At 68.0% G+C, this 18412-nt stretch carries 18 protein-coding genes and 4 pseudogenes; 10 read left to right on the top strand and 12 right to left on the bottom strand.

Features of this window, described 5'->3' with window-relative positions; genetic code table 11:
• Positions 1 to 42 precede the first annotated feature (42 nt).
• From ispF to ABT063_RS05145, 3 genes are all read right to left on the bottom strand, one after another.
• The gene (gene ispF / locus ABT063_RS05155; RefSeq protein ID WP_351055778.1) at positions 43 to 543 is read right to left on the bottom strand and encodes a 2-C-methyl-D-erythritol 2,4-cyclodiphosphate synthase; all 501 of its coding nucleotides are present in this window, start codon (positions 541 to 543) and stop codon (positions 43 to 45) included.
• Positions 533 to 1285 carry a 2-C-methyl-D-erythritol 4-phosphate cytidylyltransferase gene (ispD, locus tag ABT063_RS05150; RefSeq protein WP_351055777.1) on the bottom strand — a complete coding sequence of 251 codons (753 nt, stop codon included), beginning with the start codon at positions 1283 to 1285 and terminating at the stop codon, positions 533 to 535. Before ispD ends, ispF begins: the two co-directional genes overlap by 11 nt.
• A gap of 289 nt (positions 1286 to 1574) precedes the next feature.
• The gene (locus ABT063_RS05145) at positions 1575 to 2057 is read right to left on the bottom strand and encodes a CarD family transcriptional regulator (RefSeq protein ID WP_003953493.1); all 483 of its coding nucleotides are present in this window, start codon (positions 2055 to 2057) and stop codon (positions 1575 to 1577) included.
• Positions 2058 to 2681: 624 nt separating this feature from the next.
• Between ABT063_RS05145 and ABT063_RS05140 the strand changes: the two genes are divergently transcribed.
• The gene (locus ABT063_RS05140; protein WP_351055776.1) at positions 2682 to 3380 is read left to right on the top strand and encodes a copper chaperone PCu(A)C; all 699 of its coding nucleotides are present in this window, start codon (positions 2682 to 2684) and stop codon (positions 3378 to 3380) included.
• A gap of 125 nt (positions 3381 to 3505) precedes the next feature.
• Here ABT063_RS05140 and phoP read toward each other — a convergent pair whose 3' ends face one another.
• Together phoP and phoR are read right to left on the bottom strand one after the other, a co-directional pair.
• Positions 3506 to 4177 (bottom strand): two-component system response regulator PhoP, encoded by a 672-nt coding sequence (gene phoP, locus ABT063_RS05135; RefSeq protein WP_004000192.1) that lies wholly within the window; start codon positions 4175 to 4177, stop codon positions 3506 to 3508.
• 5 nt (positions 4178 to 4182) lie between these two features.
• The gene (phoR, locus tag ABT063_RS05130) at positions 4183 to 5439 is read right to left on the bottom strand and encodes a two-component system sensor histidine kinase PhoR (RefSeq protein ID WP_351055775.1); all 1257 of its coding nucleotides are present in this window, start codon (positions 5437 to 5439) and stop codon (positions 4183 to 4185) included.
• A 239-nt stretch (positions 5440 to 5678) separates the two neighbouring features.
• Between phoR and phoU the strand changes: the two genes are divergently transcribed.
• The 3 genes from phoU (at position 5679) to ABT063_RS05115 (ending at position 7120) form a co-directional block, all read left to right on the top strand.
• Complete coding sequence (gene phoU, locus ABT063_RS05125) at positions 5679 to 6380, top strand: phosphate signaling complex protein PhoU (RefSeq protein ID WP_351055774.1); 702 nt, start codon at positions 5679 to 5681, stop codon at positions 6378 to 6380.
• Positions 6381 to 6521: 141 nt separating this feature from the next.
• Positions 6522 to 6686, top strand: coding sequence for a hypothetical protein (locus tag ABT063_RS05120; RefSeq protein WP_351055773.1), 165 nt, complete (start codon positions 6522 to 6524; stop codon positions 6684 to 6686).
• 185 nt (positions 6687 to 6871) lie between these two features.
• Positions 6872 to 7120 carry an SCO4226 family nickel-binding protein gene (locus ABT063_RS05115; RefSeq protein ID WP_351055772.1) on the top strand — a complete coding sequence of 83 codons (249 nt, stop codon included), beginning with the start codon at positions 6872 to 6874 and terminating at the stop codon, positions 7118 to 7120.
• A gap of 82 nt (positions 7121 to 7202) precedes the next feature.
• Here ABT063_RS05115 and ABT063_RS05110 read toward each other — a convergent pair.
• The 3 genes and pseudogenes from ABT063_RS05110 to ABT063_RS05100 form a co-directional block, all read right to left on the bottom strand.
• Positions 7203 to 7310: pseudogene (locus ABT063_RS05110) on the bottom strand (VOC family protein); the annotation flags it as partial.
• Between the two features lie 89 nt (positions 7311 to 7399).
• Positions 7400 to 7489: pseudogene (locus ABT063_RS05105) on the bottom strand (helix-turn-helix domain-containing protein); the annotation flags it as partial.
• A 97-nt stretch (positions 7490 to 7586) separates the two neighbouring features.
• The gene (locus tag ABT063_RS05100; protein ID WP_351055771.1) at positions 7587 to 7907 is read right to left on the bottom strand and encodes a GYD domain-containing protein; all 321 of its coding nucleotides are present in this window, start codon (positions 7905 to 7907) and stop codon (positions 7587 to 7589) included.
• A gap of 345 nt (positions 7908 to 8252) precedes the next feature.
• Here ABT063_RS05100 and ABT063_RS05095 point away from each other — a divergent pair, with 345 nt between their 5' ends.
• A complete protein-coding gene (locus tag ABT063_RS05095; protein ID WP_351055770.1) occupies positions 8253 to 8786 on the top strand; it encodes an NUDIX hydrolase in 534 nt (177 codons plus the stop codon).
• Here ABT063_RS05095 and ABT063_RS05090 read toward each other — a convergent pair.
• On the bottom strand, positions 8764 to 9972 hold the full coding sequence (locus ABT063_RS05090; RefSeq protein ID WP_351055769.1) for an NsdA family TPR-like regulatory protein: 1209 nt from the start codon (positions 9970 to 9972) through the stop codon (positions 8764 to 8766). The genes ABT063_RS05095 and ABT063_RS05090 overlap by 23 nt on opposite strands.
• Between ABT063_RS05090 and ABT063_RS05085 the strand changes: the two are divergent.
• The 5 genes and pseudogenes from ABT063_RS05085 to ABT063_RS05065 all read left to right on the top strand — a co-directional run.
• Positions 9874 to 10369 (top strand): annotated as a pseudogene (locus ABT063_RS05085) (protein kinase domain-containing protein); the annotation flags it as partial. The gene ABT063_RS05090 and the pseudogene ABT063_RS05085 sit on opposite strands and share 99 nt — an antisense overlap.
• 546 nt (positions 10370 to 10915) lie before the next feature.
• A complete protein-coding gene (locus ABT063_RS05080) occupies positions 10916 to 11653 on the top strand; it encodes a class E sortase (protein ID WP_351055768.1) in 738 nt (245 codons plus the stop codon).
• Positions 11654 to 11755: 102 nt separating this feature from the next.
• Positions 11756 to 12874: pseudogene (locus tag ABT063_RS05075) on the top strand (IS630 family transposase).
• Between the two features lie 280 nt (positions 12875 to 13154).
• Positions 13155 to 13649: a MarR family winged helix-turn-helix transcriptional regulator gene (locus tag ABT063_RS05070; RefSeq protein ID WP_351055767.1), complete on the top strand. Its 495-nt coding sequence runs from the start codon at positions 13155 to 13157 to the stop codon at positions 13647 to 13649.
• 182 nt (positions 13650 to 13831) lie between these two features.
• Positions 13832 to 14971, top strand: coding sequence for an ABC transporter substrate-binding protein (locus tag ABT063_RS05065; RefSeq protein WP_351055765.1), 1140 nt, complete (start codon positions 13832 to 13834; stop codon positions 14969 to 14971).
• A gap of 167 nt (positions 14972 to 15138) precedes the next feature.
• Here ABT063_RS05065 and ABT063_RS05060 read toward each other — a convergent pair whose 3' ends face one another.
• From ABT063_RS05060 to ABT063_RS05050, 3 genes are all read right to left on the bottom strand, one after another.
• Complete coding sequence (locus ABT063_RS05060; RefSeq protein ID WP_351055763.1) at positions 15139 to 15681, bottom strand: DUF1707 SHOCT-like domain-containing protein; 543 nt, start codon at positions 15679 to 15681, stop codon at positions 15139 to 15141.
• 388 nt (positions 15682 to 16069) lie between these two features.
• A complete protein-coding gene (locus tag ABT063_RS05055) occupies positions 16070 to 16558 on the bottom strand; it encodes a GIY-YIG nuclease family protein (protein ID WP_351055762.1) in 489 nt (162 codons plus the stop codon).
• Between the two features lie 578 nt (positions 16559 to 17136).
• A complete protein-coding gene (locus ABT063_RS05050; RefSeq protein WP_351055760.1) occupies positions 17137 to 18354 on the bottom strand; it encodes a pentapeptide repeat-containing protein in 1218 nt (405 codons plus the stop codon).
• Positions 18355 to 18412: the final 58 nt, after the last annotated feature.

Genomic DNA, 18412 nt, shown 5'->3' with positions numbered 1-18412 from the left:
TTGAAGGCAGATGTATTCGTGTCGTTCGCCCCCCGGCCGGGGTCAGGCCCCGGTCCGCACCACCAGCGCCGTGGCCACCGCCATCAGGCCTTCGCCGCGCCCGGGGAAGCCGAGCCCGTCCGTCGTCGCCCCCGATACCGATACCGGCGCTCCGGCCGCCTCCGACAGGATCTTCTGGGCCTCGTCGCGGCGCTTGCCGATCTTCGGGCGGGGCCCGACGACCTGTACGGCGATGTTGCCGATGGCGAAGCCCGCCTCGCGGACGATCCGGGCGGCCTCCGTCAGCAGCGTCACGCCCGAGGCACCCGACCACTCCGGTCGGCCCGTGCCGAAGTGCTGCCCCAGGTCGCCGAGTCCGGCGGCCGAGAACAGCGCGTTGCAGGCGGCGTGCGCGACGACGTCCGCGTCGGAGTGCCCGGCGAGGCCCGCGCCCTCGCCCTCCCACTTCAGCCCGGCGCACCACAGGTCGCGGCCCTCTTCGAAGGCGTGGATGTCGGTGCCGATGCCGACCTGAGGGAGCGGGTAGGGCATCTCAGAAGCCATCGTTCGCCCTCCTGCGGGCCAGGACCGCCTCCGCGAGGACGAGGTCCAGAGGGCGCGTGACCTTGAAGGCCTCCTCGTGGCCGGGGACGACCACGACCGTCAGGCCGAGCTGCTCGACCATGCCGGCGTCGTCGGTGACCTGGTCGGTCACCGTCGCGTGGGCTCGGATCAGGGTCGCGCGGTCGAAGCCCTGAGGGGTCTGGACCGCACGCAGGCGCGCACGCCGAGGGGTGGCCACCACCGGTTCCGGGTCCCCCGGTGTCGCGGCCGGCTCGACCTCCTTCACGGTGTCCGTGAGAGGCAGCGCCGGGACGACGGCGGGGGCGCCGTCGCGTACGGCTTCGATGACGGCGTCGACCGTGTCGACCGGGACCAGGGGCCGGGCGGCGTCGTGCACCAGCACGATGTCGTAGTCGGGCGGCAGCGCGTCCAGGCCGGCCTTCACGGACTCCTGGCGGGTTTCGCCGCCCGGGACGACCAGGAAGTCCGTCCGCTCGGGCAGCGCGTGCGCGTCGAGCAGGGACTTGACCTCGCCGGCGCCGTCGGGCGGGGCCACGACGACGACCAGGGAGACGGCACGGGATGCGGCCAGCGCGCGGACCGCGTGGATCAGCATGGGTGTGCCGTTCAGCGCGCGGAGCGCCTTGGGGGCGCCCGGACCGAGGCGTACGCCGCGGCCGGCGGCCGGAATCACCGCGGCCGTGCGCGCGGGCGCGGGCGAAGGGCGCGAAACGTCAGACATCGGTTCCTGTCAGGTTTGTGTGCTCGGCCTAGGTGGGTATGGCCTCAGCGTGCCGGGTACGACAGCTTGACCAGAACCCTTCCGTGACCCTGGTTGAGCCGGTTGCCCGGGCCCGGCACGAAAAGTATCGGGGGGCTTCCCCTGAATGGGGAGACTTCCCCCCGAGCGAACACGCGTACGGCGTCTGAGTGCGAGCATGCCGCAGCGCCCGGCGACAGTTGAGACGTCATCGGGCACCGCGGCATTTCAATGTGCTGAGTGAGTGAGCTGAGGCCGGCTGGTGTCGGCGTCAGGACGCGAGGACCTCGTCGAGCAGGGCCTCGGCCTTGTCCTCGTTCGTGTTCTCCGCGAGAGCGAGTTCGCTCACCAGGATCTGGCGGGCCTTGGCGAGCATGCGCTTCTCACCGGCGGACAGTCCGCGCTCGCGCTCACGACGCCACAGGTCACGTACGACTTCCGCGACCTTGATGACATCGCCGGAGGCGAGCTTCTCCAGATTTGCCTTGTAACGACGCGACCAGTTCGTGGGCTCCTCGGCGTACGGCGCGCGCAGCACCTCGAAGACCCGGTCCAGTCCGTCCTGACCGACCACATCACGCACGCCGACGAACTCCGCATTGTCCGCTGGCACACGCACCGTCAGGTCACCCTGGGCGACCTTCAGCACCAAGTAGGTCTTGTCCACGCCTTTGATCTGGCGAGTTTCGATGGCCTCGATCAGCGCGGCCCCGTGATGGGGATAGACCACGGTGTCGCCAACCTTGAACGTCATGTGACAGGTACCCCTTCCGTGGCTATCCAGAGTAACACGGAAACCGCGTGTTCTGAATGGCGTTTTCGCAGGTCAGGGCATATCTCGGGGCTTGACAACAGCAACAGGAACGTGCTTCGAGGGCCGAGTGGAAGAAAGTATTCGCAGGTGAGAGCGGCTCTCCGGGCGAGGTGAAACGCGCACGTCACACACATCCGGAGGCTCCTCCAGACGGCCGAACGTCCCCATATGTCCGGTTCCAAGCGTGCGACTTCCGCTACTCCGTTCGGTGTGCGGAGTCATCTCCACGCCGAATCCTGAATTGATCACTAGGCGGCCGTCCGAGCGACCGGTGATCAATTCCGGGGCCCGTGCATTCCTTCACGGAAAATCCGCGCCGCGGCTCCGGAGACGCTTATGTGAATGGCGGACGAGCACAGGGTCAATGTGACTGAAGGGTCACTTGTGAGCAGAGTGACTGGCCTCCTTGGCCGCCCCTCGCGTGCCCGTTGGAGGGGCGGAGGGAGGGTTGGAGGGAGGGTCGGGTGCGGTCGCGTGGGAACGGCTCGGTAACCTGAGGCCGCTGACAGTCACTTAGCGCGGCTTTACGGGCCGCCTCGCTCGAGTCAAGGAGTTGCCGCCGCCGTGAGCAGCAGCCTTCGACGCGGCGCCCTCGCCGCCGCCGCCATCGCGTTCTCGATCGCCTCGCTCGCCGCGTGCGGCGCCGGCAACAACGCCCAGACCCTGGAGATCAGGCCGGACAACGCGGCCACCTCCGTGGGCGACATCAAGATCCAGAACGCCGTCGTCATCACCCAGCCCGACCCCGAGGCCAAGGGCCCGGCCGTGGTCTCCGCCACCCTGTTCAACACCGGCGGCACCGACCAGACCCTGGAGTCCATCAGCGTCGCCGGCGCCGGCACCGCGGAGCTCAAGCCCGCCACGGGCAACGGCGAGGTGACCGTCCCGGCGGGCGGCTCCGTCATCCTCGGCGGCGAGGGCAACGCCTCCGCCTCGCTGAAGCAGGTCGGCGAGAGCGTCAAGGACGGCAACGCGCAGAAGGTCACCTTCACCTTCAGCAAGACCGGTGAGGTGAGCCTGCGCGCCTTCGTCGTCCCGGCCGACGGCTACTTCTCCAAGTGGGGCCCGACCGAGGTCCCGGCGGCGCCGGGTGCCGGCGCGTCGGCGACTCCGAGCGGGGAGCCGGGCGCGGGCGAGGAGCCGGGCGAGGGCGCCTCGGGCACGCCGACCGGCACCGCGTCGCCGGGCACCCCGGACGACGCGACCACCCCGACGGACGCGGCCTCCGCGAGCACGACCGAGTCGCCGGCCGCCGATCACTGAGCCGCGGCAGGAGACCGCCGTACGAGACAGCCGTACGTGACCAGCCGTACGTGACCAGTCGTACGACGAAGGGCGGGACCTCTCCGAGAGGTCCCGCCCTTCCTGCGTCAGCAGGCGGCTACGGCTTACGGCTCGAACTTGTAGCCCAGCCCCCGCACCGTGACCAGATACCGCGGCGCACCCGGGTCCGGCTCGATCTTGGCGCGCAGGCGCTTGACGTGGACGTCGAGGGTCTTGGTGTCGCCGACGTAGTCGGCGCCCCAGACGCGGTCGATGAGCTGCATGCGGGTCAGGACGCGGCCCGCGTTGCGCAGCAGCATCTCCAGCAGGTCGAACTCCTTGAGAGGAAGGTCGACCTTGGAGCCCGAGACCGTGACCACGTGGCGGTCGACGTCCATGCGGACCGGTCCGGCCTCCAGCGCCGCCGGGGTGACCTCCTCGGGCTCGCCGCGGCGGCGCAGTACGGCCCGGATGCGGGCCACCAGCTCGCGGGAGGAGAAAGGCTTGGTGACATAGTCATCGGCTCCTATTTCCAGGCCCACGACCTTGTCGATCTCGCTGTCCTTGGCGGTCACCATGATGACGGGGACGTTGGAGCGGCCGCGCAGCTGGCGGCAGACCTCCGTGCCCGGCAGGCCGGGCAGCATCAGGTCGAGGAGGACGAGGTCGGCGCCGTTGCGCTCGAACTCGTCGAGTCCGTCGGGCCCGGTGGTCGCGACGGCGACCTCGAAGCCCTCCTTGCGGAGCATGTACGACAGGGCGTCGGAGAAGGACTCCTCGTCCTCGACGACGAGCACTCGGGTCACGGAAGGACCTCCGGGGCGGGAAGCGGTTCGTACGGGGATGACTCGGTGGGGGACTGCCCGGCCTCGTCATCGAGTCCGGGGTGCTGGTGCGCGCGGTCGCGGGCCGCACCCGCCTCCGGCAGCCTGAGGGTGAAGGTGGAGCCCTGTCCCTCGGAGCTCCACACCGTGACCTCCCCGCCGTGCGAGGCGGCCACGTGCTTGACGATCGCCAGTCCCAGGCCCGTGCCGCCGGTGGCACGGGAGCGGGCCGGGTCGACGCGGTAGAAGCGCTCGAAGATGCGCTCCTTGTCCTTGTCGGATATCCCGATGCCCTGGTCGGTGACGGCGACCTCGATCATGTCCCCGCCGGACGCGGTCACGCGGCGGGCGGCGATGCCGACGCGGGTGCGGGCGGGCGAGTAGTTGACGGCGTTCTCGACGAGGTTGCCGAGGGCGGCGGCGAGCTGGCCGCGGTGGCCCCAGACGTGCAGGTCGGCGGTACCGCCGGCGGCCATGGTGATCTGCTTGGTGCCGGCCGCGTGCCGGCAGCGGTCGATGGCCTCGGCGACGAGTTCGTCGACGCGGACCGGTTCGGCGTCCTCCAGCGGGTCGTCGTTCTGCACCCGGGAGAGGTCGATGAGCTCCTGCACCAGACTGGTCAGCCGCGTGGCCTCGATCTGCATGCGGCCGGCGAAGCGCTCCACCGCCTCCGGGTCGTCGGAGGCGTCCATGACGGCCTCCGACAGGAGGGAGAGCGCGCCGACGGGGGTCTTGAGCTCGTGGCTGACGTTCGCGACGAAGTCGCGCCGGACCGCCTCGATGCGCCGGGCTTCGGTGAGGTCCTCGACGAGGAGCAGCACCAGCCGGGAGCCGAGGGGCGCGACGCGCGCGGAAACGGCGAGGGCCTCTCCGCGTCCGCTCCCTCGCCTGGGCAGGTCCAGTTCGACCTGCCGTATCTCTCCGTCCCGTCTGGTGTCCCGGGCCATCCGGAGCATGGGCTCGATGGAGAGCTTGCCGCCGCGGACCAGTCCGAGGGCGTACGCGGCGGAGCTGGCCTTGACGACGGCGTCCGCCTCGTCGAGTACGACGGCCGACGACCGGAGCACGGACAGGACGGTGTCCACGCCCGGTGGAAGCACCGGGTCCGTGTGGAGGGAGGTGCGAGTGGGGCGCTTCTGCTCCCGCTCGCTCCAACGGAACGCCAGCATGGCGATCACGCCGGTGAGTACACCGGCGATCGCTGCCGCTGCGGCGACCGCCGCGTTCACGTCCATGCACCCAGGTTAGGCACGAGACAGCCGCCGGCCACAGCCATCCGAGTGCGAGCTCGAACACTCGTCGCCCAGAGTTCACCTTGGAGCCAGTGATGGTTCATTTGAGGTGACGGAAACCGACGCGTAGCGGGCGGAACGTGGGAGCGTGGGGTGCGAGGGACCGGTTTGCACGGCCGGTATCGGTCGGCTTCGCACAGCCGGTGTTGCACAGCGTAGGCACACGTACGAGAGGGAACCTGATGCGGGACGCGTACCACGAGGAACTTGATTCGATCGGCGACGGTCTGGTGGAGATGGCCCGGCTGGTCGGGTCGGCGATCGGGCGCGCCACGACGGCGATCCTCGACTCCGACCTGAAGCTGGCCGAGAGCGTGATCGAGGCCGACCAGAAGGTCGACGATCTCCAGCACGAACTGGAGGCCCGGGCGATAGCCCTGCTGGCCCGCCAGCAGCCGGTGGCGACGGATCTGCGGATCGTCGTCACCTCACTGCGGATGTCGGCCGACCTGGAGCGCTCCGGCGACCTGGCCCAGCACGTGGCGAAGCTCGCGCGCCTGCGCTTCCCCGAGCGCGCGATCCCGCACGACCTGCACGCGACGATCCTGGAGATGGGCCAGCTCGCGCAGCGCCTGATGGCGAAGGCGGCCGAAGTGATCGTCACGAAGGACGTCGACCTGGCGCTCCAGCTGGAGCAGGACGACGACGATATGGACCTGCTGCACCGCACCCTCTTCCAGCACCTGATGGACGACCGCTGGAAGCACGGCATCGAGACGGCCGTCGACGTCACGCTGCTCGGCCGCTACTACGAGCGGTACGCCGACCACGCCGTGTCGGTCGCCAAGCGGGTGGTGTACCTGGTGACGGGCGAGCACGCGGACGAGCTCCAGGCGGACGCCCAGCAGGAGATCCAGCCGGTGGCGGGGGCGGACGGGGCCTGATTCCTTACTGGGGAGTGCGGGGGCCTGTTGGGTCCTGTTCGGGGCGCGTGCGAGCCACAGTGCGCCGTTGATGCGCCCAGCCGGGCGGGCATCCAATGGGCACAGGTACCTGGGCACAGGCACCAGCCTTGAGGAGGGACCATGGCCGAATCCCCCAGCATCCCCAGCACCACGCCCGACCCCACGCAGGAACGCCCGACCGAGCAGCCCGCCGAGATCAGGAGCCTCCCGCTCTTCGGCGCGTGCGGCTGCGGCTCGGGGTGCGGCTGCGGGTGCCAGTCGGGCAATCCGTGCCAGTGCGGCTGACGACGCGGAGAATCCCGTACGACGGTGAAGGGCCCCGGTGTGGATACCGGGGCCCTTCGTCGGTGCGGGTGGCCCTGGGTAGCCCCGGCTGCCGTACCGGCGCACCCTGAAAGGAGAACCGGCGACCGGCGAGCACGCTCGCGCACTCGGGACAACAAGTTCGGAAGAACAAGGAGGTGCGAGGCATGGCTCAGTTCATGGACGTCCACCACGGGTTCGAGGGCATCACGCCCGAGCAGCTGAGGGCGGCGCACGACGCCGACCTCGCCATAGAGAAGGAAGAGGGCGTGCACTTCGAGCGCGCCTGGGCGGACCCCGAGTCCGGAATCGTCTACTGCCTCTCCGAGGCCCCCTCGGCCGACGCGGTCCAGCGCGTCCACGAACGTGCGGGGCACAAGGCGGACGAGGTCCACAAGGTGCCGCTGTCGATCTGACGGCCAGTCATCGCACCAGACCCGGCCCGCGGCGCTCCGCGGGCCGAACCGACCGGACTCGACTCCCGACCGGACGGTTCGCTCAGGCCTTCGGCTGGGTGAAGCGGATGCTGTTGCCGAAGGAGTCGCGCAGACCGCAGTCGATTCCGTACGGCCGCTCGGTGGGCTCCTCGGTGAACTTGCCGCCCTGCCCCGCAGCGCCATGAAGCCCAGGTCGACGTCGGCGTTGCCCTCCAGGTCCGGTCCAAGGGGTCCAGGGTCCAGGAGGAGCTGCGGCGGAGCCCCACTGACCGACGTGCGGCGGGCCAGGGCCGGGATGTCCAACGGCCGCGCGTAGGGGCGGTCCAGGGCATCCCGGGCCCGGAGCATGCGGCGGTTGGTCTCTTCTGCGGCGTGGCGCGGCGTGGCCCACGGGGGTCATCACACCATGTGGGCCGGGGCGGGGACCCCGTTCTCTACTGGCTCGTCAGGCGCCGGGTGCCCGGTACTCCACCCTCTGACGGACCGCCTCGTCGATCTCCTCGGGTGTCAGCAGCACGACCGTACTCGTGCGAACGCCGCCGGCCGCCGACGTGACCAGACCCATGGCCGCGGCGGAGGTGTTGCCCGGGAACTCCACGGTGACGTAGACGTCGTCCTCGCCGAAGGCCCAGTACATCGACTCGAGCCGACCGTCCAGGCTCTGGACCATGCGCTCGACGACCTCGCGGCGCGCGGCGGCACCCTCTTTGAGCAGGCCTTGCAGTCCATCCACGGTCAACTTGACCTTGAAGAGGTACTTCGGCATGGGTTTCACCTTTCGCCAACTTGCCTGTATTCGCCCTTGAGTCGCTCTTATCCGAATCCTCCTTCTGCTCCGCGTCCACTGCCGCGAGGACCGCCGCCATACGGCTGACGGAGAGGGGGAGGGCAGCCCTTTCGGGGTGCAGCCACCTGCACCCTCGACCCGGTAGGGCACTGCGCCACCTGCTGGACGAGCTGGCCCACCCCACCACCATCCAGGCGTTCCATCGCCTGGCCGGGGTTGCGGCTTGAGCCTCTATCTCGTCAATCTGACGCGAAATCCACCGAGCCTGCGTCCACCCCTCAACCGGTCTGAGATCCTGGGGACCGATCGAGAGGGGCCGCAGGTATGGAGTGGAAGACCCACGGTGAGCGACAGATCTATACCAACAAGTGGGTAAACCTGTGCCTGGTCGATGTCCAGCAGCCTGACGGGCGCAGGTGGGAGTACCACGTTGTTCGCCTCCGGCACCTGGCCGTGGCTGCGGTGGTCAATGATCGCCGCGAGGTCTTGATGATGTGGCGGCACCGCTTCATCACGGACTCGTGGGCCTGGGAGTTGCCCATGGGCCTGGTCGAGGAGGGTGAGTCCCCGGAGGAGGCGGCGGCCCGCGAAGTGCTGGAGGAGACGGGCTGGCGCCCCGGCCCCGTCAAGCCCCTGATCTACGCCGAGCCGGCCAACGGCATCACCGACTCGCAGCACCATGTCTTCCGCGTGGACGGCGCGACCTACGCCGGGCCGCCCACGGAGAAGAACGAGTCCGACCGTATCGAGTGGATCCCGCTCTCGGAGGTGCGGGGGATGATCGACCGCCGCGAGATCGTCAGCAGTGGATCGCTGGTCGGTCTGCTGTACCTGCTCATGGACGAAGCGATCCGCTGACCGGTGGGAGGAGTTCCCGTAGCCGTGCCTCGAATGCCAGGGCCGCGGGCTCTCGCCTGTGCGGGGCCAGCTGGTCGTAGAACTCCCTGAGATGACCTGACACGCGCTCGGAGGCAACCGCCGACGCGGGTTTCAGAGCTTGCGTGGCGGTGTTGCACGCGTGATCAAGCTTGCCCTGGTCCAGCCGCGTGCGAGCCAGCCAGAACGCGTGAAACGCGCGGCCTCGCTGGTTGGTGTGGTCCTCCCGCCGCAAGGCATCCGCGATCAAGGGTTCGGCGGTCGCTGCTTCGCCCAGTCGGCCGTGGGCAATGCCCGTGTCCACGATGAGCTTCGGCTCGTCGAAGTAGGTCACCCATGACGGGTCCGGGTCGCCCGCTTGAATCTGCTCGAAATGGCGGTGCGCTTCCCCGATCGCCCGGTGAGTGGCCGTCTGGTTGCCGAGGGTGGCGTGGGCGAAGGCTTCACGCATGGACAGCATCGACAGGACGCGTGGCGTGGTGCCGAGGGCTGAGCGGGCCTGGTCCTGGGCGGCGGTCACGAGTGCCAGAGAGTCTGCGGGCTTGTCCTGGTAGGTGGCCTGCAAGCTCATGCACGCGAGGACGTTGGCCATGAACTGCCGGTCGTCGATTTCCTTGGCCAGTCGCAGAGCCTCGGTGAAGTACGCGCGGGCCTGGTTGTACTGGCGGGCGTCGAAGTAGGTCCAGCCGGTGAGCCGTGCCAACTCTGCCGCGATTCCGAACAGTCCGTTCTGGATGGCCGGTGGTCGGCTTTCCTTCAGGAGTCCGACGACGTACCGGAGCTGTCCGACGATGGCCGGCCGTAGAGCCTCGCCGCCGTGCTGGTCGTCTCGTCGCCAGTAGTCCTCAATGGACGACCGGAACGCTTCAAGTGTCGCTGTGCTGAGGCTTGCTTGTGTGGCCAACGCCAGGATGCTGTCCACACCCGGCCCCGGCAGAGACGCGGGTGTCTGCTTCTCCGGCTCCGGCTCTTGAGGTACCTCCTGCTCGGCGACGACGAGAGCCTGGGGCGTCTCCCAAGACCGCCGGGCAAGCCCGAGCATGTTCCCTGGAATGCGCAAGCCGACCCGTCCACCGAACCGCACACCAGCGTGGCCCTGGCATGCGTCGAAGCGCTGGCCGAACTCCACGCCAAAGGCTGGGCACACGGTGACGTGCAGCCCGCCCACTTCATCATCGGACCCGAACGGACACACCTCATCGACCTCGCCCTTACCCGAAGGCGGACACGTCCCCGAGGGCTACGACTTCCCGTTCCGCAGCTGCCTCGTCCACTACGAAGCACCAGAGATCGCACGCAGCGTCCTCGCCACCGGGGAAGCCGAGCCGACGCAGGAAGCCGACATCTACGCACTCGGCGCCTCCCTGCTCATCTCCGCCACCGGCTGGCGGGCGGTCGAGTACCCCGACGACGCTCCACGCCCCGTGCAGCGAGAGGCCGTGGCGGACGGTCGGCGTCGACCTGTGAAGGCGCCTGGTGAGCTGGGTGAGCTGATCGACTCGATGCTCAGCCACGCTCCCGAAGATCGCCCCACTATCTACGAGGTGGGCAAGGCCCTGAGCTGACCCCGAGCCCCGACTCATCGGGCGCCGCTCCAGAACCGCAACGTACGCCCCTGTTCAAGCGCCTCCCAGCGCCCGACCGCTCTGACGCGAACACTTCATTGGAAGGCGGTAACGACAGTGTCGATGATGGCCCGGATCCCACTCCAGTCCTCATTCCACCTCGGCTACCTGTCGGCCGCCGATCTCCAGGTACGAGTCCCCTTCAAGGCCGGTCAAGAGCATGCGAGCCAGCCTTTCAGCACCCGGCTCGGTCCGCCGCCGATTTTGTGAGCAGCAGGTCTCGCAGCCCGACCGTGGGCGTAATGCGGTGGCGGGTAGACCATACGATGCCCTGATTCAGGATGTGCTCACGGTGCGCGGATCCGGGCCGGACACCCCGCTGGTTGCGGTGTGCCGGCTCGGTCGAGGATGCCGATCGCCTGAACGGTGCCGGGCGGAGCGAACGCGGGCATGGGAACACCTGGTCGACTCTCGTCGTTTCCCCCTCGAAGCGCCCAGCCTCGCGCATGGTGCCGCGACGCGACCCAGCTACCGAATCCGAGTGCCATGCACCGTTCCCGAGCCCTCCCCGCCATACTTGCCAGCGCCGCCATAGCCGCGCTCTTCGGCTGCTCCACCGGCGGCAGGGCAGCCGGCGAGTCCGCGACGGCTCCGGGCGCGGCGGCCCCGGCGACCGGCCGCGCCGGACCCGTACGGGAAACCCCCTCGGACACGACGGCCCCGACGCCGGCACAGCCGACCCCTCGCAGAACCAGCGCCCAGGGCCAGATCGCCTGGATCACCATCCCGGCGATCGGTCTCAAGAACCTGCGTGTGGTCCCGTACGAGGGAACGACGGACGACTGGCCGGGCACACGAATACAGAACCGCGGTGTCGGCGCCAGCCCGTACGGCAGCCGTGGCGGTGTCGGCCCCGGCGAGGTCGGCAACTACCTCGTCACGGCCCACCGCCTCTCCGCCGGAGGCCCTCTGCGCGACCTCCCGACCCTCGACGAGGGCGACCGGGTTCTCGTCACGTCGGGCGGCACGGTGTATGAGTACGAGATAACCGACACCCGGGAGACCTCCTTCCGCTCCGCGAGCTCACTCGCCGAACAGCGGGCGGCGGTGCCGGGCTTCCCGGGCAAGCGCCCCACCCAGGCCATGATCACCATCTCCACCTGCGCCACACCCGAGGACAACGCGGCCGGAAACTACTGGCGCGACGACAGAGGGAACCCCGAACACCGCATCGACAAGATCGGGGTATTGGCTTCCGCACGGACCGCACCGAGCACGGCCTGACGGCACGGCTCACGTCTAGTGCTGTGACCGCATAGGTTCGCCGGTTTGGTGGTCGTGGCGGTTGGATGTGCGGTGACGTCCGATCCGACCGTTGGAGGCGCGGTGGCTGAGCCCGTCCGTGTACGCAGACTGACCGACCAGGAGGGGCAGAAGCTGCAGCAGATCGTGCGCCGGGGCAGCACGAGCACGGTGCGCTACCGGCGGGCGATGATGCTGCTGGCCTCGGCCGGCGGGAACCGGGTACCGGTGATCGCCCAGCTGGTGCAGGCCGATGAAGACACCGTCCGGGATGTGATCCACCGGTTCAACGAGATCGGCCTGGCCTGCCTGGACCCTCAGTGGGCGGGAGGCCGTCCCCGCCTGCTCAACCGTGACGACGAGGACTTCGTCGTCCAGACGGCCACGGCCCCCCACCAAACTCGGCCAGCCGTTCACCCGCTGGTCACTGCGCAAACTCGTCGCCTACCTGCGCAAAGTCCACGGCCGTGTGATCCGCATTGGCCGCGAGGCGTTACGCGGCCTGCTCGCCCGCCGCGGCGTCACCTTCCAGCGCACCAAGACATGGAAGGAGTCCCCGGACCCCGAGCGGGAGGCGAAGCAGGACCGGCTCGAAGAGGTCCTGGACCGCTTCCCGGACCGGGTCTTCGCGTTTGACGAGTTCGGTCCGCTCGGGATCCGGCCCACTGCGGGCTCGGGCTGGGCCGGGCAGGGCCACCCCGACCGGGTGCCGCCACCTATCACCGCACCCACGGGGTGCGCTACTTTCACGGCTGCTACTCGGTCGGTGACGACACCCTATGGGGCGTCAACCGCGGCAAGAAGGGCGCCGCCAGCACGCTCGCCGCGCTGAAGTCGATCCGCGCCGTCCGACCTGACGGCGCCCCGATCTACGTAATCCTGGACAACCTGTCCGCCCACAAGGGCACCGACATCCGCCGCTGGGCGAAGAAGAACAAGGTCGAGTTGTGCTTCACCCCGACCTACGCCTCCTGGGCCAACCCGATCGAGGCCCACTTCGGACCACTGAGACAGTTCACCATCGCCAACTCCGACCACCCCAACCACACCGTCCAGACCCGGGCCCTGCACGCCTACCTGCGGTGGCGTAATGCCAACGTCCGCCACCGCGATGTCCTGGCCGCCGAACGCCGAGAACGCGCCCGCATCCGCAGTGAGAAACGCATCCGCTGGGGCGGACGTCCTCTCAAGACCGCAGCCTGAGCTTGACGTTTAACCTCGCCGGTCACCCGACCTGCTGATCTGCGGTTCTTCCCGGGACAGCGAAGGCGGCCGTTCTCCACGCTTCGAGATTCCCGCGTAGGGCCCTTGCCGGGTGATGGCAGCAGCACCCAGTAGGCACCGCCTGCCTCTCAAAGCCGCGCGCTAGTCGCCGACTCGCCTCATCCAGTACGGATAACCACCTGAATGCCGGTGCTATCAGGCCCCCCGGAACCCCGTCGGAGCGACGGCCCGCGAAGGAGCTCTCACTAGAGTGCGATCCATGGAACCCCGTTGGCTCTCCCCCGAGGAGCAGCGCGCCTGGCGCGCCTACCGCGACCTCAGCCTGGTACTGGAGGACGTCCTCGACCAGCAACTGCGACACAAGGCCGACCTCAGCCACCTGTACTACTCGGTGATGGTGTTCCTCTCGGAGGCCCCCGAGCGACGGCTGCGCATGACAGACCTCGCCGAACAGCTGAAGATCGCCCGGACACGGCTCTCCTACACCGTCAGCCGCATGGAGGAGCGCGGCTGGGTGCGCCGCGAGGACGCGCCGGGGGACGGGCGGGCCCAGCTCGCTGTGCTGACGGAGGAGGGGCTGACCGCCCTTGAGCAGGCCGCCCCCAGTCACGTCGCCACCGTTCGGGCTGCCGTCTTCGACCGGCTGACGCCTGAGCAGGCGCGCGCCTTCGGTGAAGCGTGCGAGATCATCCTCAACGGCCTCACGGGCCCGGACCGCCCGGCCTTCCCCGCCGACCTCCCCTGGCGCCGCTGACCTCCCTCCAGAGGCAGAGGCAGAGGCGAGCCCGCCGGACTCCCAGCCTCCCTGGCTACCCTGCATGACCATTCAGGCGCTCACCGCAATTTCTTGCAGATTTGCAATACCTGTCCTAGGGTGAAATCAGGTGCTTGAAGTATCAAGCTTCCCCTTCTTGCCCCACCACGAAGGAGTCGAGTGTGAAGTCCCCCCACAAGGCATGGGCCGTCGCCGTCGCCCTGGGCGTCCTGGCCGCAAGCGGTGCCACCATCGCCGCCGCCACCCCTTCCCCGAAACCCGCCCCCAAGCACACGAGCGAAGAAGACCAGCTGCAGAAGCTGTACAAGGAAGCCGTGGCCGAGGGCGGCCGCCTGGTCGTCTACGCCGGCGGTGACAAGCCGGGCCAGGCGGACTACCTCAAGGACGCGTTCGTCAAGAAGTTCCCCAAGATGAAGGTCGACATCGTCGTCGACTTCAGCAAGAACCACGACGCCCGCGTCGACAACCAGATCGCCGAGCACCACGTGGTTGCCGACGTCGTCCACCTCCAGACCGTCGACGACTTCCCGCGCTGGAAGAAGGAAGGAGTGCTGCAGAAGTACAAGCCGGTCGGCTGGGACAAGGTCTTCGACCAGATCAAGGACAAGGACGGCTACTACACCGGCCTGTTCTTCTTCGCCTTCTCCAACGTCACGGCCACCAAGCTCGGCGACGACGCGCCCGTCGAGGCCAAGGACTTCCTCAAGCCCGAGTTCAAGAACAAGCTCGTCTTCACCTACCCGAACGACGACGACGCCGTCCTCTACTACTTCAAACAGCTCACCGACAAGTACGGCTTCGACTACCTGAAGAAGCTGCTCGCCCAGAACCCGAAGTTCGTCCGCGGCACCCAGGACTCCGCCGACCTGGTCGGCTCCGATAACTACGTGGCGAGCTTCGGCACAACCGGAGGCGCCCCGGGCGTCGCTGAGACCACCCTGCCGAAGAAGTCGCCGTGGGTCGCCTGGCCGCAGACCGGCGCCATCCTCAAGAACGCCCCGCACAAGGCCGCCGCCAAGTTCTACATGAGCTGGCTGCTGTCCAAGGAAGCCCAACAGAACTCCATCGACACCTGGAGCGCCCGCACCGACGTCGCCGCGCCGGCGGGCCGCAAGGGCATCTTCGACTACGAGAACATGAACCCGCTCGGTCTCGGCGAGTTCATGAGCAACCGCACCGCCCTCGACCGCTACAAGGCCCGCATCAACCTCTATGTCGGCGACGTCAAGGGCGTGAACCCCTCCGACCCGCAGGGCGTGCTCGGCCTGTACCCCGTCAACCAGGACGGCACCCAGGGCTGACGGCCCTTTTCCGCCCCCCTCTGCTCCCCACCAGAGGGGGGAAGCCATGACCACCCACCCGGCCGCCTGACACTGAGCCAACCTGGCGACCCAATGAGGTCACAGCATCAGCAGTCGAGCGGGGACGAAGAAGTGACGGACAGGTGGTGCCGGCGCCGGATGGGGCCTCAACGCCGCGCGTGGCGGATCTTCAACCGTCCGAACCCCATGGTCCCGGAAATCCGGATCGTCGGCCCGCCGGACGAGGAGCGGCGTGGGGGCTTGTAGAGCGTGTCCTTCCACCCGGTGCGCAGCTCCTCGAAGTCGACGACCGCGTCGCGAGGCACCGTGATCTTTGCCCTGCCGGTGCCGAGTTGCAGCTCGATGTCGACTGCCGGATGCTCGATGACCGCGCGGGACAGGTCGAGGTGCACCCTTCCGTATGCGGACTCGACCTTGAGGATGCGAGGTACCCGCCATGCGCCTCGCCGCTTGATCCGTCCGCCGGCGGCGGCAATCGTGGACGTGGTACCCGCATTCTTCTCCGGGAGCGAGGCCAGAGCCGGCACGAGCTCGCTGTGCGTCTTGGCGGTGAGGACCTGGTGGAGGCGTTCGTCCATCTCCTCGTGTGAGATGTGCCCTTCGGCGTACGCCTCCTGCAGGCGCTGCACGGCCGTGTCGCGGCCGTCTTCGCTGATCAGCGAAGACGGGTCTTCCGGCAGAGAGGTCACCGTCTCACTCTAGTGCCGTGCCGACAATGCGAACACGCCAAGGTCCGTAGCAGGCAAGGCAATTGATGGGGAGGCCGATCGCTCGTCTTCATGGCCTTGATCGCCCAACCCGGCGAACCTATGCGGTCGAAGCACTAGAGACGGCCCGCGCCCACCAAAAGGCCCCCTACCAGCGGAAAGCCGCAGGTAGGGGGCTGATCGGGCCAGGTTACTTCTTCTTGCCCTGAGTCTTGTCGGGGATCTCGGGGACCTGCGTTTTCCCTGATCAGGGGTGGTGCAGGTGCACCTGTGCGCCTGGTGGTCGTCGTTGGTCGTCCTCGGCCACTGTTGAGCGGCCTCGGACGGTCCAGAGACGGCCCAGACAACGGGCCATCGGTCCATCCGACGCCTACGCGCTGATGGGCAACTCCCGGGCTCGCTGGCGTGCTTGGGCCCGCAGTTCCTTCAACCGGCTGTGGAACGCGTTGTGGCGGTTCTGGTCGAGGTTCAGCGGGAGGTCGAGTTGGGAGATGAGCTGTGACTCCAGGGCCCACGGTTCGTCATGCTCGATCCAGCACACCCTCGCGCTGTCCGCCATCCACTGACTCAGGGTGGCTTCACCGGCCTTGCCGAAAGTCATCCGCTTGCCGCTGCCCACGCGGCGCAAGTCAAGTCCGAGGAGACAACCGAGGGTGAGTCTCAGCGTCGAGCCGGCCGCGTTGCCCCGGCAGTGGTAGCGCACCCGCTTGCGCAGGTTCTGGGTGCTGGTCCGGTTCGCCATGTACCGCGGGGCTATGCCGGCATAGAGCAGACGCCCGGCATCCAAGTCCGGGTAGGGCGGCTGCTCGAAGTACCACCCGTAGACCCCTGCTCCCGCTGGGACAGGGCTCGGACGCACCAAGACCTCCTGCGCCGACCACAACCGGTCAGGACTGACGAGGGCAGTACGTTCCACGAAGCCTCCAGGCGTGCCACGGCTGATCGTCGCAGGCTACTGGTCGACGCCGACGGAGCATGCCTGGCCTGGGCAACTGCGTGACATCAGCTTGGGAAGCTGCGGTCATTTGTGGCGGTTCGGGCGCTGGCCAGGGCGAACGGTCGGGTCGTGGCGTCGTTAGACAGGACCGCTCTCCCCGTGATTCCCCGCTGTTCCTCGCTTCTTCTGGTGCGCTTGTGGTGCGGCTCGCATCATCGGCCTGATTTAGCGGGCCCCTCGTCTATGCCCTGGTGTGCATGGGGCCTTATTCACCCTCACTGCGCTCGTCGGGGTTCGATACAGTCGCACCTTTCCCGCTGGGTGTAGTTGCCCGAAACGTCAACGCTGACAGAGTCCCAGAGGGGCTCGGACTCGGGAGAGTGTCCGCCTGCCGTGTGCCACTGAACTTTGAGGTAGGCGCGGCGCAGGGACCGGAGAGCGGCTTGTGCTTCTGGTTGAGCGAATCAGGCATTACCCCTCCCAGCTTGGCCGGACACCCTTCAGACAGCGGGCTGATGCCAGCGCTCAGGCAGCAGCAGGCTCGACGGAAGTGGTCTTACGTCTGTTGGTGGCAAACCCTCAGGCGCGTTCCCCACCGCCTGTCGAAGGTCAATCGTGCCACCAGAGAACGCCGTGCCGTCGAAGGAAACCTCGCATCCGGTGAACTCCGAGCGGTCGAAGGAGACCTCGCAGCCCGAGAACTGGGCGTGGTTGAAAGACACCTTTCCGCCGGAAAAATCAGAGACGAAGGTGATCTTTCCGTTGGCGAACGCCGCGGCGTTGAAGGAGACATCGCAACCTGAGAACTCTGCGGTGTCGAAGAAGATTTGGCCGCCCGAGAATTGTGCTCCTGTGAAGGACACCTGGCCGCCGGAGAATTGCGCCTCCTCGAAGATGACCTCACCGCCGGAAAACTCCGCGAACATGAAGTGGACGTGGCCGTCTACGAACTCGGCAGCGCCGAAGGAGACCTGCCCACCTGAGAACTCCGCACCTCCGAAGGAGACGTCGCCCCCGCAGAACCGTGCGCCATCGAAGGCGACGTGGCCGCCAGAGAACCGCGCTCGGGTCCAGTCGCCGCCGTCGAAGACAACGTTGCTGAAGTCGAAATCATGCCCTTGCCAGGAGCGCGGATGGTCGGGTGTCAGGCGCAGGTGATCTCGGATGAGTCGGATGATGGTATGTCGTACTTCACGCAGAGCCAGATAGGCGTGCCGGGCTTCGGCGTCGTCGGCAGGGATGCTGGCCTCGGCCGTATAAGGAAGTCGGAGGTAGGCGCACAAGACATCGATACAGGTCTGGCGCAGATCGCGGGTCGGCGCGTCGTCAGCAAGACCAGCCAGAGCGTGCACCCCGCCCAGGCGCACCGCAGCGGACTCCTCACCTAGCTGGGATACCGCGGTGGTGAAACGCTCGGTGTGCAGGCGGGTGGCTTCCCGCAGCGCAGCATCCTCGTCGACACGCTGACGCCGATAGGCCACGATCAGAGCGACCAGAGCACCGGCCCCAGCGACGACGCCGAAGGAGAGCTTGACCAGGTCGAAAAGAGTCTTGGAATCGACCCGACGTTCGGGCTTGAGGCCTTGGACGCCGAGCAGGTCCCATGCTGTGAAGAACACTGCGCCGGCAACAGCGATGGCGGTGATGAAGGCCAGGATGAGGACTGGGCCGACGGGCCAAAGACGCAGGCCCCGGCGCGGAGACAGGTTAGGTTTCACACGGCACAGGACCGTCCAAGCGCCCAGTCGGTTGCATGGCTTCTATTCGCGAACCCAA

The organism is Streptomyces sp. NPDC002838 (assembly GCF_040295365.1).
Taxonomy (GTDB): Bacteria; Actinomycetota; Actinomycetes; order Streptomycetales; family Streptomycetaceae; genus Streptomyces.
Note: the sequence above shows the minus strand (reverse complement) of the source record. Positions and strands in the feature narration are given on the sequence as shown.

Bases quoted from the DNA above. Each gene is read 5' to 3' on its own strand.
- ABT063_RS05115 (WP_351055772.1), top strand. From the start codon at position 6,872: ATGGCTCAGTTCATGGACGTCCACCACGGGTTCGAGGGCATCACGCCC.
- phoU (WP_351055774.1), top strand. From the start codon at position 5,679: ATGCGGGACGCGTACCACGAGGAACTTGATTCGATCGGCGACGGTCTG.
- ABT063_RS05120 (WP_351055773.1), top strand. From the start codon at position 6,522: ATGGCCGAATCCCCCAGCATCCCCAGCACCACGCCCGACCCCACGCAG.
- ABT063_RS05145 (WP_003953493.1), bottom strand. From the start codon at position 2,057: ATGACGTTCAAGGTTGGCGACACCGTGGTCTATCCCCATCACGGGGCC.
- ABT063_RS05100 (WP_351055771.1), bottom strand. From the start codon at position 7,907: ATGCCGAAGTACCTCTTCAAGGTCAAGTTGACCGTGGATGGACTGCAA.
- ABT063_RS05080 (WP_351055768.1), top strand. From the start codon at position 10,916: ATGCACCGTTCCCGAGCCCTCCCCGCCATACTTGCCAGCGCCGCCATA.
- ABT063_RS05095 (WP_351055770.1), top strand. From the start codon at position 8,253: ATGGAGTGGAAGACCCACGGTGAGCGACAGATCTATACCAACAAGTGG.
- ispF (WP_351055778.1), bottom strand. From the start codon at position 543: ATGGCTTCTGAGATGCCCTACCCGCTCCCTCAGGTCGGCATCGGCACC.
- phoR (WP_351055775.1), bottom strand. From the start codon at position 5,439: ATGGACGTGAACGCGGCGGTCGCCGCAGCGGCAGCGATCGCCGGTGTA.
- ABT063_RS05070 (WP_351055767.1), top strand. From the start codon at position 13,155: ATGGAACCCCGTTGGCTCTCCCCCGAGGAGCAGCGCGCCTGGCGCGCC.
- ispD (WP_351055777.1), bottom strand. From the start codon at position 1,285: ATGTCTGACGTTTCGCGCCCTTCGCCCGCGCCCGCGCGCACGGCCGCG.